At 59.1% G+C, this 12,731-nt stretch carries 9 protein-coding genes and 1 pseudogene; 3 read left to right on the top strand and 7 right to left on the bottom strand.

The features are described from left to right. Position 1 precedes the first annotated feature (1 nt). Entirely contained in the window at positions 2-1,141 is a 1,140-nt protein-coding gene (locus C5F52_RS08805) for an aminoglycoside phosphotransferase family protein (protein WP_104797983.1), read from the bottom strand. Positions 1,142-1,235: 94 nt separating this feature from the next. Between C5F52_RS08805 and C5F52_RS08800 the strand changes: the two genes are divergently transcribed. The 3 genes from C5F52_RS08800 to rsmA are packed head-to-tail and all read left to right on the top strand — an operon-like array spanning position 1,236 to position 5,840. After that, positions 1,236-3,704, top strand: coding sequence for an LPS-assembly protein LptD (locus C5F52_RS08800; RefSeq protein ID WP_104797982.1), 2,469 nt, complete (start codon positions 1,236-1,238; stop codon positions 3,702-3,704). A gap of 8 nt (positions 3,705-3,712) precedes the next feature. Next, a complete protein-coding gene (locus tag C5F52_RS08795) occupies positions 3,713-5,053 on the top strand; it encodes a peptidylprolyl isomerase (RefSeq protein WP_236657790.1) in 1,341 nt (446 codons plus the stop codon). Between the two features lie 28 nt (positions 5,054-5,081). Then, on the top strand, positions 5,082-5,840 hold the full coding sequence (rsmA, locus tag C5F52_RS08790; RefSeq protein WP_104798168.1) for a 16S rRNA (adenine(1518)-N(6)/adenine(1519)-N(6))-dimethyltransferase RsmA: 759 nt from the start codon (positions 5,082-5,084) through the stop codon (positions 5,838-5,840). A 253-nt stretch (positions 5,841-6,093) separates the two neighbouring features. Here rsmA and C5F52_RS08785 read toward each other — a convergent pair. From C5F52_RS08785 to C5F52_RS08760, 6 genes and pseudogenes are all read right to left on the bottom strand, one after another. After that, a pseudogene (locus C5F52_RS08785) lies at positions 6,094-6,483 on the bottom strand (barstar family protein); the annotation flags it as partial. Positions 6,484-6,664: 181 nt separating this feature from the next. After that, positions 6,665-8,974, bottom strand: a complete 2,310-nt coding sequence (locus tag C5F52_RS08780; protein ID WP_201746989.1) for an NADP-dependent malic enzyme — start codon at positions 8,972-8,974, stop codon at positions 6,665-6,667. 153 nt (positions 8,975-9,127) lie between these two features. Then, on the bottom strand, positions 9,128-10,297 hold the full coding sequence (locus C5F52_RS08775) for an FAD-dependent oxidoreductase (RefSeq protein ID WP_104797978.1): 1,170 nt from the start codon (positions 10,295-10,297) through the stop codon (positions 9,128-9,130). Positions 10,298-10,306: 9 nt separating this feature from the next. Further along, positions 10,307-10,486, bottom strand: coding sequence for a rubredoxin (locus C5F52_RS08770; RefSeq protein ID WP_104797977.1), 180 nt, complete (start codon positions 10,484-10,486; stop codon positions 10,307-10,309). A gap of 87 nt (positions 10,487-10,573) precedes the next feature. Beyond that, positions 10,574-11,062 carry a rubrerythrin family protein gene (locus C5F52_RS08765; protein ID WP_104797976.1) on the bottom strand — a complete coding sequence of 163 codons (489 nt, stop codon included), beginning with the start codon at positions 11,060-11,062 and terminating at the stop codon, positions 10,574-10,576. Between the two features lie 141 nt (positions 11,063-11,203). Next, positions 11,204-12,607: an aminopeptidase P N-terminal domain-containing protein gene (locus C5F52_RS08760; protein WP_104797975.1), complete on the bottom strand. Its 1,404-nt coding sequence runs from the start codon at positions 12,605-12,607 to the stop codon at positions 11,204-11,206. Positions 12,608-12,731: the final 124 nt, after the last annotated feature.

The following is a 12,731-nucleotide window of genomic DNA, read 5'->3' as shown; positions in this document are numbered from 1 at the left end:
CTCAAGCCTTGCTGCCAGGGGTGAGACGCGGGAAGGCCAAGCTGATGGCGGGCTCGGTGCCCTCCACCTTGTCGATCAAACGCAGCAGGGGCGTGAGCTCGCTGTAACGGCTGGCAGTGGAGCGGATGTAGTTGATGAAACGCGGGGCATCGGCCAAGTACTTGGGCTTGCCATCACGCAAGGTGAGGCGGGCGAAGATGCCGGCCACTTTGAGGTGGCGCTGCAAGCCCATCCACTCGACAGCACGGAAGAACTCACCGAAGTCTTGCGACCAGCCGTCGTGGTCCATCAAGCCGAGTTTGCGCGCACGCTCCCAATAGCGGATGGTGATGTCGAGCACAAAGTCTTCGTCCCAGGTCAAAAAGGCATCGCGCATCAGGCTGGCGATGTCGTAGGTGACGGGGCCGTAGACGGCGTCTTGAAAGTCCAACACGCCCAAACGTGGTTCGGCGGGGTCGCGCGGCATCATCAAGTTGCGGGGCATGAAGTCGCGGTGCACATAGACGCTGGGCGCGGCCAAGTTGCGTTGCACGATGGTCTCAAACGTTTTGCCAAGCATGTCGCGCTGGGTGTTGTCGAGTTGCAACTGGCGGTGCTGGGTCAAGTACCAATCGGGGAACAGCGACAACTCGCGCTTCAACAAGGCGTCGTCGTAAGCGGGCAGCACGCCGGGGCGGCTGCTTTGTTGCAAGCTCAGCAAGGCATCGAGCGCGCGCATGTAAAGCGCATGGTTGGCTTGGGGGTGGTCGCGGTCGATGACGTCCATCATGGTTTGATGGCCAATGTCGTCGAGCAACATGAAGCCCTGTGGCTCGTCCCAGGCCAAGATACGGGGCACGTACAAGCCCGCGTCTTGCATCAAACGGGCAATGCGCACAAAGGGTTCGCAATTTTCTTTGTCGGGCGGTGCGTCCATGATGACGACCGACGAGGCCGCAGAGCCCGCCGCTAAGTCGACCCGAAAGTAGCGCCTGAAGCTGGCATCGGCTGACGCGGCCCGCACGGTGGCGGGCAGCACGCCGTGGGCCTGCGCGAGGGGCTGGAACCACTGGTGAAAAGCCGCCGCACGTTCGGGCTGAGCCCATTCAATGGCGGGGTAAGAGGGGGTGCCCGAAGGCTGGGAGTTAGGCTGAGTGCTCATGGATAATCTAAATTCTACAAATCAGCCTAGGTCGACCCATTTTTGGGGGCGTCTTGACCTCGTGCTGTGCTCTTTTTAAGGTTGTCCTGCGTTCATGTTGCTGCCCGATTTTCCTCGCCGTGCGTGTGCCTTGTCTTGGCTGGCGTTGGGCTTGCTGAGCAACGGCGCCGCTTTGGCGCAAGCGCAGAGCACCGAGCCCGCCGTGAGCGCCCCGCCTTTGGCGCTGCGCCCCAGCAGTTTGCTGCAAGAAAAAATCAGCGATGAGACGCGCCAGCAACTGCCCTCGTTTTTACAAAGCGACAGCTTGAGCGGTCGCACCGATGTGCAATCCGTGCTCGAAGGCCATGTCGAGTTTCGCCGTGGCGATTTGTTGCTCAAAGCCGACCGCCTCGAATACGACCAAATCGACGACTTGGCCAAAGCACGCGGCCACGTCTACATCAACCGCGCGGGCAATGTGTACCAAGGCCCCGCACTCGATTTGCATTTGGATGCGTTTGAAGGCTTTTTCACCCAGCCCAGCTACCAGTTGCTGAAAAACAAAGCGCACGGCAAAGCCGAGCGGATCGACTTCATCGACAGCGCCAACACCGTGCTGCACCACGCCGACTTCACCACCTGCCAGCGCAAGCCCGGCCCGAGCTGGATGCCTGATTGGTTCTTCAAAGCCGACAAGATCACCTTGGACACCGACCGCAACGTGGGCGTGGCCGAAGGGGCCTCGCTGCGCTTCAAAGGTGTGCCCATCTTGCCCGTGCCATCCGTGGCGTTTCCGCTGAGCGAAGAACGCAAATCGGGCTTGCTGCCCCCCACGATTGGCGTAGACAACATTGGCGGCTTGGAATACACCCAGCCCTATTACGTCAACCTCGCACCCAACCGCGACGTGACCTTTTTCCCCACGTATTGGAGCAAGCGCGGTCTGAACTTGGGCACCGAGTTTCGCTATCTTGAAAGCGCCGCGCCTCAGCCCGTATTTCAAGGCCAATTGCGCTTGGACTACATGGAGAAAGACCTGCTGCGCGAATCGCGCCGCTGGGGCATGCAATACAACCACACGGGCATCCTCAACCCCAATTACGCAGGTGGCCAACTCGGTTTGAACATCAGCTTGAACCGCGTCAGCGACGACGATTATTGGAAAGACTTCTCCTTGATCGGTAACTCTGGCATTCAACGTTTGCGCAACAACGACGCCAACCTGACCTGGACCGACGGCACTTACAGCACCGGCATGCGCGTGCAACGCTGGCAAACGCTGCAAGACTTGTTGAACGCCAGCAACCGCATCACGCCACCGTTTGACCGCGCGCCGCAGTTCACCGCCCGCATGCAACGCCACAGCGTGGGTGGGTTTGACTTCAGCGTGGACGGCGACTTGACGCGCTTTGAGTCCAACCGAGACATCGACTGCGCCGCAGCTGTAGGCAAAACCGCATACAAAGACTGCGCCCCCAACGCCAACCGCGCGGTGTCGTGGGTGCAGCTAAGCCGCCCCTTTGTGTCGGCCTCGGGTTACATCACGCCCAAAGTGCAAGTGCACGGGCGCAGCTACCAGTTTGACGGCGGCTTGCCCAACGCACAGTTTTACGGCACGCACCAAGGCCAAACTGGCGCCAGCGTGACGGTGCCCACCTTCAGCCTTGACACCAGCGTGGCCTTTGAGCGCAACAGCCGCTGGCTAGACCGCGCATGGGTGCAGACCTTGGAGCCGCGGGCGTTTTACGTCTACACGCCCTACCGCGAACAAAACTACCTGCCCAATTACGACTCGGGCGGCAATGCCTTCAACTTCGCCAGCATCTTCACCGAGAACGCTTTTGGTGGGCATGACCGCATCTCAGACAGCAAGTTGCTGACGCTGGGTGTGACCTCACGTTTGCTCGATCCCGAAACGGGTGCCGAAGGCGCCCGCTTTGGCGTGGCCCAACGCCTGCGCATGCAAGAGCAACGCGTCACCTTGCCTGACGACCCGACCGCCAAAGCCGGTATCAGCGAAATCTTGGCCGGCGCCACGCTCAACCTGAGCCGCACTTGGGCCTTGGACTCTGCCGTTCAGTACAACCAAAAAACCAACAACATGCTGCGCCGCATGGTGGCGGGGCGTTACAACCCTGGCTCTTACCGCGTCATCAATGCGGCCATTCGCACGCAAAACGACGAGAACGGCGACCCCTTGTCCAAACAAGTCGACGTGGGTTGGCAATGGCCCTTGCACGACCTGTGGGGCGGCGCCGACGATGACAGCGCCGAAGGCCGCGGCTTGGGCGAAGGCCGCTGGTACAGCGTGGCCCGCATGAACTACAGCCCGATGGACAAACGGGTGGTCGAGTCCATCATTGGCTTCGAATACGATGCAGGCTGCTGGATCAGCCGCGTGGTGGCCGAACGTTTGCAAGTGGCCGACGGTTTGGCGCGCCAACGCTTGTTGTTCCAACTTGAATTTGTCGGCTTCTCGCGCATTGGCACCAACGCCATGGGCTCGCTGCGCACCAATGTGCCGCGCTACCAACCGTTGCGCCAGCCTTCCATGACCCCTAGCCGTTTCGGCAATTACGATTGATGTTGACCATGTCCACTTTCTTCCAGCGCACAGCGCTTTGCTCTTGCCTGCTGTTGCCACTGCTGACACTCAGCCCTGTGGGTGCGCAAGCGCAAAGCTACCGCGCCACCACGCCAGGCGGCAACTTCATCGTGGCCCTGGTTGACAGTGCGCCCATCACCAACCTCGACGTGCAACGCCGTGCCGCCCAACTGCGCCAGCAACTGAACGCGCAAGGCCGCGGCACCAGCACACCCGCAAGCGCCAACGCCAACCTGATGCGCGAAGCCTTAGAGCGTTTGATTGATGAAAAAGCGCAATTGCAGTTCGCCAAAGAAACTGGAATTAGCGTAGACGCCGCCACCCTTGACCAAGCCGAACAACGCTTGGCAGCACAAAGCCAAATCACCGTCGACGAGTTGCACAAAAAAGCCAAGGCTGAAGGCACGTCCGTCACACAACTGCGCCAAGACCTGCGCGACCAAATCACCTTGCAACGCTTGGCCGAACGCAATGTGCCAGCGCGCATCAAAGTCAGTGACGTCGAAATTGCGCAAGCCATGCAAGAGCGACTGGCCCAAAACGCCAACACCAACCCCACCGTCGAGTTGGGTCACATCTTGATTGCGGTGCCAGAAACTGCCAGCGTGCCCCAAGTTGCCGCGCTTCAAGCGAAAGCCGATGCTGCGCTGGCCCGCCTAAAAAAGGGTGAGAGCTTTGCCACCGTGGCCAAAGACGTGTCTGACAGCGCCGAGCGCGACAAAGGCGGCTTGATGGGCGCACGTCCCGCCGATCGTTACCCCTCGTTGTTTGTCGACGCCACCCAAAAACTGGCCGTAGGCGAACTCAGCAACGTGGTGCGTTCGGGCGCGGGCTTTCACATCTTGAAGCTGATCAGCAAGCAGGGCAACGCGGTGGCCACAATCACCGAGACACGGGCGCGCCACATCTTGCTGCGCTTGAGCAGCCAACTCAGCCCAGCCGCCGCGCGTGCGCAGTTGGCCGGTTACAAGCGCCAGATTGAAGCGGGCAAGTCCGACTTTGCCAAACTCGCCCAAGAACACTCACAAGACGCCAGTGGCCCCAACGGGGGCGATTTAGGCTGGGTCGCGCCAGGCATGTTTGTGCCCGAGTTTGAAACGGTCATGAATGCGCTGAAGATTGGCGAAATCGCTGACCCCATGGTGTCGCGCTTTGGCGTGCACTTGATTCAGGTGCTGGCACGCCGCGAAGCGCCGATCACCGAACGTGAATTGCGTGAGTTGGTGCGCAACAAATTGCGCGACAGCAAATACGAAGAAACTTACCAAATCTGGGCGCAAGAAATGCGTGGTCGCGCCTACGTCGAATACCGCGACGCCCCGCAGTAACGCAAATAGCAAAAGCACAAAGCACACCTTGAAACACATTGCCCGCAAACGCTTCGGCCAGCATTTTTTAACCGACGGCGCCATCATTGAAAGCATCATTGATGCGATCGCGCCGCAAGCCGGCGAGCCCATGGTCGAAATCGGCCCTGGTCTTGCCGCCATGACGCAACCCTTGGTAGAACGCCTGGGCCACTTGCACGTCATCGAACTCGACCGCGACTTGGCTGCTCGCCTGCGCGAACACCCGCACTTGAGCGTGATTGAGTCGGACGTGCTGCGGGTCGACTTCACCCAACTGGCTGCCGAACTCAAAACGCCGAAGCTGCGCGTGGTGGGTAACCTGCCTTACAACATCTCGTCGCCCATCTTGTTTCACCTGTTAGAGCACGTCGCCGTGGTGCAAGACCAGCACTTCATGCTGCAAAAAGAGGTGATTGACCGCATGGTCGCCAAGCCCAGCACCAGCGACTACAGCCGGCTGAGCGTGATGCTGCAATGGCGCTACGACATGGAAGACGTGTTGTTTGTGCCGCCCGAGTCGTTTGACCCGCCCCCTCGCGTAGACAGCGCCGTGGTGCGCATGGTGCCGCTGGCGGAGCCGCCCAAGATCGACGTCAAATTGATGGAAGAAATGGTCAAGGTGGCGTTCAGCCAGCGCCGCAAGCTGCTGCGCCACACCTTGGGCCGCTGGCTCGAAGGCCGCAATTTTGCAGGCCAATTCGATGTCCAACGCCGCGCCGAAGAGGTGCCCGTTGCGCAATACGTGACGTTGGTGCAAAGCCTTTGACATGAAAAAACCCCGTTGCAGTCGCTGCAACGGGGTTTTGTTTTTGAGCTCAGCAGTTCGTTTGAACCACAGAGCGCAGGTCTTAGGCGGTGGCGGCTTGCCAGTAACCGGCGTTGAAAGGGCTGCTCATGCGCAAAGCCATCGGCGACACGTCGACCAGTTTGTCGGTTGGCATTTTTTCGCCATCTTCCAACACATCTAAGCTGTCGATGGCGACACCGGCTTTGTCGAACGCGGGCGCACGCGCCACCGAGAACGAATAGAAGCAACGGAACGGCACTTTGCGATCTGACCAAAAGTCAGACGCTTCGCGGAAGATGTCCAACAGCTGCTCGCGGGCTTCTTTGTCAAACTTGGCGTGGGCGGGGATGTGCTCCAACACCACGATGAACCCAGGCTGGCTGCCAGACTTGTGCAACACGTCGGTCAAACCATCGGACAAAGAATCAAAGTTTTTGCTGGCTTGTGGCGCAAACGTAAATTCTTTGGCAATCAAATCCAAAATGTCTTGTTTGCTCTGGGTTTGGGCCAGATTGGCATACAAAAAGTGATGACCCAAAGCTTGCGCAGCTTCTTGCAACTGGGGCACGCGGAAGGCGCGGATCGACTGAACGATGTTCGTTTTGACAGTACGCAGTGGCATCTCTATCGCCGTTTCTATAACTAGGGAAATTTTGAAGTAGCTCTTCGGGTAAACCCGAAAAAAGTGAAGCGCAAGTGTTACAGAAACGCTACAAAAAAGCAAGGGCCCGCCCAAATCTGAGCGAGCCCTGAGGGTTATTACTTAAATTCAGTAAATTTAGAGTAGGAAAACCCGAATCACCTCATCGCACAGCGCTGGCGTCAGCCACGGTCAGCGCCGTCATGTTGACGATACGACGCACCGTGGTGCTCGCGGTCAAGATGTGCACCGGCTTGGCTGCGCCCAAGAGCACGGGGCCAATGGCGATGTTGCCGCCGGCCGCTGTTTTGAGCAGGTTGTAGGCGATGTTGGCCGCATCCAAGTTAGGCAAGACCAACAAATTGGCATCCCCAATCAAGGTGGTGCTGGGCATTTGCACGCCGCGTGCGTGGCCATCCAAAGCCACATCGCCGTGCATTTCGCCGTCAATTTCGAGCCAAGGCGCCTTTTTCTGCACCAAAGCCAACGTTTCGCGCATTTTGATCGCCGAAGGCTGGTTGCTGCTGCCAAAGTTGGAGTGCGAGAGCAACGCAGCTTTGGGATGGATACCAAAACGACGCATTTCTTCAGCCGCCATGACCGTGATTTCGGCCAATTGCTCTGCCGTGGGGTCGTAGTTGATGTGCGTATCGACCAAGAAGACTTGGCGATCAGGCAACAACAAACCGTTCATACACGCGTAGGTGCTGATGCCTGAACGGTTGCCGATCACCTGGTCCACATAGTTCAAGTGGGTGTGCGGGGTGCTCCAAGTGCCGCAAATCAGGCCATCAACCTCGCCTTTGTGCAGCATCATGGTGCCAATGAGCGACAAACGGCGGCGCATGTCGATTTTGGCCAGTTGCTCGGTGACGCCTTTGCGGGCGGTCATCTTGTAATAGGTTTGCCAAAAATCGCGGTAACGGTGGTCTTGTTCCACATTGACCACTTCGTAGTCCACGCCTTCTTTGAGGCGCAAGCCGAAGTTGTCAATGCGCTGCGCAATCACGGACGGGCGACCAATCAGGGTGGGTTTGGCCAAGCCTTCGTCCACCACGATTTGCACGGCACGCAACACGCGCTCTTCTTCGCCTTCGGCGTAGCACACACGCTTTTTGCTGGCACGCTTGGCGGCAGCGTAGATGGGCTTCATGATCGAGCCCGATGCGTACACAAAGCCTTGCAGCTTCTCGATGTAGGCTTCCATGTCTTGAATCGGGCGCGTCGCCACACCGCTGTCTGCGGCGGCTTTGGCCACGGCAGGGGCAATTTTCATCATCAAGCGTGGGTCAAATGGCTTGGGGATGAGGTACTCAGGGCCAAAGGCCAAGGTCTCGCCCGCGTAAGCGGCAGCCACCACTTCGCTTTGCTCTGCTTGTGCCAACTCAGCAATGGCGTACACCGCGGCGATTTCCATCTCGTCGGTGATGGTGGAGGCGCCCGCATCCAACGCACCGCGGAAGATGTACGGGAAGCACAGCACGTTGTTCACTTGGTTGTGATAGTCGCTGCGACCCGTGGCGATGATGGCGTCGTCGCGCACGGCCTTCACTTCTTCAGGCGTGATTTCGGGGTTCGGGTTGGCCAAGGCCATGATGATGGGCTTAGACGCCATCTTCTTGACCATGTCAGGCTTCAACACGCCGCCAGCGGAGAGGCCCAAGAACACGTCCGCGCCTTCGATGATGTCGCTCAAGGTGCGTGCATCGGTCTTTTGGGCGAATTGGATCTTGTCTTCGTCCATCAACTCGGTGCGGCCTTCATAGACCACGCCGGCCAAATCGGTGACGTAAATGTTGCTGCGAGGCATGCCCATTTTGAGCAACAGGCCCAAGCAAGCCAAGGCCGCAGCGCCAGCGCCCGAGGTGACGAGCTTGACGGTTTTGATGTCTTTGCCAGCCACCTTGAGGCCGTTCAAAATGGCCGCACCCACGGTGATCGCGGTGCCGTGTTGGTCGTCGTGGAAGACGGGAATCTTCATGCGCTCGCGCAACTTGCGCTCGACGTAAAAGCAGTCGGGCGCCTTGATGTCTTCGAGGTTGATGCCGCCAAAAGTGGGTTCCAGCGACGCAATGATGTCGACCAATTTGTCGAGATTCTTCTCGTCAATTTCCAAGTCAAACACATCGATGCCGGCAAACTTCTTGAACAGAACGGCCTTGCCCTCCATCACGGGCTTAGACGCCAGTGGGCCAATGTCACCCAAACCCAACACCGCTGTGCCGTTGGTGATCACAGCCACCAAGTTGCCGCGGCTGGTGTACTTGAAGGCGTTGTTGGGGTCTTTGACGATTTCTTCACAGGGAGCTGCCACGCCGGGCGAGTAAGCCAAGGCCAAATCGTGCTGGTTGACCAGCTGCTTGGTGGCGCGGATCGCTAGTTTTCCGGCGGTTGGGAACTCGTGGTATTCGAGGGCCGCGCGACGCAGTTCGGCACGAGCCTCTGCGCTGTTGTGGGAGTGGTTTGAGCTCAATGAAATCTCCTAATAGTGCAAAGGGTTGTTGCCTCTGTTGTGAAGCAACAACCCTGAGCTGGTCGTTTCATTTTAGGCCCGACGCCCACCCCACTTATACGGGGATGTGCTTACGCAAGTGGCAACGCTTTTTACTTATTCACAAAAGTGAACTTAAGCGGTCACCAATTTGGCCTGCTCCATGCGTCGGTTGGTGCTGCTGCCGCTCAGCACAAAGCCACGCACTTGCCCCTCGGCGTCGACAAAATGCCACAGGCCTTCGCCCACCACTTGCCAAGCGCCCACCGTGCCGAGCGCCGCAGACGCCACCACCAAGGGCAACGCAGGCGTTTTGATGGCCACGGGCATCAACGGAAACTGCACCGCCGTGGGCGTGCCCGCCAAGGTTTGCGCCAAGGCTTTGCCCGCATGCATGATGGGCAGCACATACGGCAAGGTGCGCGCCACGCCACCCACCGAGTCCGACGCGTATTGCGCGTTGTCACCCAAGGCGTACACATGCGCGGCGCTGGTTTGCAGCTGCGCGTTCACCACAATGCCACGCTCGGTGGTCAAGCCTGCGGCTTGCGCCAAGGCCACATCGGCCCGCAAACCGACGGCGCTGAGCACCACGTCCACCACGGTCTGTTGGCCGTTGGCAAACGTCACCACCAAGCCATCGTCCGTGCGGTCCACCGTTTGAACCGAGGTGCCAAAGTGCCATTGCACGCCCAAGGCTTGCAGCGCTGCTTGTAACTGCGCCCCCACAGCCTCAGGCAACAAAGCAGCCAAGGGCACAGCATTGGGGTCCACCACCTGCACGGCGTAGTGCTTGGCCGCCAAATCGTTGGCAAATTCGCAGCCGATCAGGCCCGCGCCAATCACCAACACCCGCGATTGGGGCAACAGGCTCTGGCGAAACACGGTGTAGCTCGCTAAGTCATTGACCGACATCACCTCAGACGCCGCGTTGCCGCCCAAGCTCAGGCGAATGGGGTGCGCACCCGTGGCCAACACCAAGTCGCGGTAGGTCAACACACCTTGCGCGGTGTGCACGGCTTGCGCCTGCACATCGAGGCGCGTGACGTGCGTGTGCGCCATCACCGTCACGTTCAGCGTTTCACGCATTTGGTCTGCGGGCATGGTGACCAACTGGGCTGGTGTGCGGCCTTGGGCGAGGGCGGTCGACAGGGCAGGCTTGCCGTAAAAGTCGCCCGTGTCGGCGGTGATCAACACCACAGGCGTGTTGGCGTCGAGCTTGCGAAATTCGCGCACGGCAGTCCAACCTGCCAAGCCCGACCCCACCACCAACACGGGGCCGTCTGGGTGACGTTGTGCCGTCATGTCATCCCCTTAGAAATCGACCAATTCGAAATCGGCCTTGGCCACGCCGCATTCGGGGCAAGCCCAGTCGTCAGGCACATCGGCCCAGGCGGTGCCAGCGGCAATGCCGTCTTCGGGGCGGCCTGCGGCCTCGTCATACACAAAACCGCAAACGATGCAGACGTATGTTTTGAAAGTAGAAGTGCTCATGGTGTGCTCTCTTTGAATCTTGAAAAGTTTGAATTGAATTTTCGGGGAAGTTGACATGGCATCGCCCCTTTGGGAGCTTGGCCATGCTCAGGCCTTTGCGGTCACTTTGTTGAGTTGCGCTTGGTAGTGGTTGGCGTGACGCTCTTCCACTTTGGCCAACGCAGCGAAGCGTTTTTGCGCTTTCAACAAGGTGGCGGTGAACTGTGCCGCGTGCACTTTGGACTCTTCAATTTGCTCGTCCATCTCGGCCACCGCGGCGGCGTGGCCTTCGGCTTCAGCGGTTTTGCGGAACGTGGGGTACATCTCGGTGTACTCGTAGGTTTCGCCGTCGATGGCAATTTGCAAAGCCTTGGCCGGTGTCATGGTGGCTTTGGGGTAGAGCAAATCGAGGTGACCGAAGGCATGCATCACTTCTTGATCGGCCGTCTCTTCAAACGTGCGGGCCGTTTCTTCGTCGCCCATTTCACGGGCCAACTTGGCGAAGTAGCGGTATTTGATGTGGGCCATCGATTCGCCAGCAAAAGCAGCTTCGAGGTTGGCCATGGTCTTGATCTCGGGGCGGGTTTGTGCAGTCATTTGAAACTCCTTCAGTTAACGAAATTAATCGGGACAGGAGGAATGATAGGCACAGTTGATTGAAATAACCAATTGAATATTTCTAATCAATCGATAGCGTCTATCACCTTAACCCGCCACCGCTCAAAGTATGTTCGCAGATCAATCCCGCATCAAGGCCTCAATCTCTTGCGCAACCACGGGCACGCCGCGTGTGATGAGCTCACAGCCGTCCTCGGTGACGATGGCGTCGTCTTCAATGCGAATGCCGATGTTCCAAAACGCTTCGGGCACATCGTGGGCAGGACGCACGTAGAGGCCGGGCTCGATGGTGAGCACCATGCCGGAGCGCAAGATGCGACTGGGGCGATTGACGAGGGTTTCGCCCGAAAGGGGGTCTTTGCGCGTGTTGGCTTCGCCAACTTCCACACGCTCCACGTAGCTGCCGCAATCATGCACATCCATGCCCAGCCAATGGCTGGTGCGATGCATGTAGAAGGGAAAGTAGGCACGCTGCTCAATGACGTCTTGCGCGTTGCCGTGCTTGGTTTTGCTCAGCAAGCCGAGGTCTAACAAGCCCTGCGCCAGCACTTGCACGGTGGCGTCATGCGGGTCGGTGAAACGTGCGCCTGCATGGGTCGCAGCCACCGCTGCGTCTTGGCTGGCGAGCACAAGGTTGTAGAGATCGCGTTGCGGACCGGTGAAGGTGCCGTTGGCGGGGAAGGTGCGGGTGATGTCGGAGGCGTAGCTGTCTAGCTCGCAACCCGCGTCGATCAACACCAACTCGCCGCTGCGCACAGGCGCTGCGTCGGCGCGGTAATGCAACACACACGCATTCGCGCCCGCTGCCACGATGGAGGTGTAGGCGGGAAACTGCGAACCGTGCATGCGGAACTGGTGCAGCAACTCGGCGTCTAAGTGGTACTCACGCACATCTTGGCCCGCACGCAACATGCGAGCACTGGTTTGCATGGCGCGAATGTGGGCTTGGGCACTGACGTGCGAGGCGCGCCGCATGATGACTTGCTCGTGCGCGTCTTTGATGAGGCGCATTTCGTCCAGCGGACCACACACATCGCGCTGCATGGCGGGACAGGCCACGCCAAAACGCGCGCGCGCGCGCACGGCATTGAGCCAGCCGTCCACCCGCGTTTCCAAACCTTTGTGTGTGGCAAACGGGTACCAAACCGTGTGCTGGTTCTCCAGCAACTTGGGCAATTGTTTGTCGAGATCGGCCACGGACTGCGCCGCATCCACGCCCAACGCATCCACCGCTGCGTCGGGGCCCAAGCGGTAGCCATCCCAAATCTCGCGTTCCAAATCTTTGGGCTGACAAAACACCGTGCTGCGCCCCGTGGCGTCAATCACCAACCACGCGTTGGGTTCGGTGAAGCCCGTCAGGTAATAGAAGTAGCTGTCGTGGCGATACGGAAAGTCGCTGTCGCGGTTGCGCGCATGCTCGGGCGCCGTCGGGATGATGGCCACGCCACCGTCACCCAACTGGGCGGCCAAATGGGCGCGGCGGGCGGCGTAATGGGATGTTGAAAGCGTGGAGGTCGTGGTCATTTTTGGATTGTAGGAGTGGGATGCCAAGGCAAACCGGCAGCGCAGTTATTGCCACACGCAAGGAGACGATGACCTACGCGGTGGGGTGCGCGCTGACGCCTCATATTCACGACTTTCATTCATT

This window comes from Limnohabitans sp. TS-CS-82, from assembly GCF_002943475.1.
The sequence above is the reverse complement of the archived record's forward strand: the minus strand, read 5'-3'. Positions and strand labels throughout refer to the sequence as shown.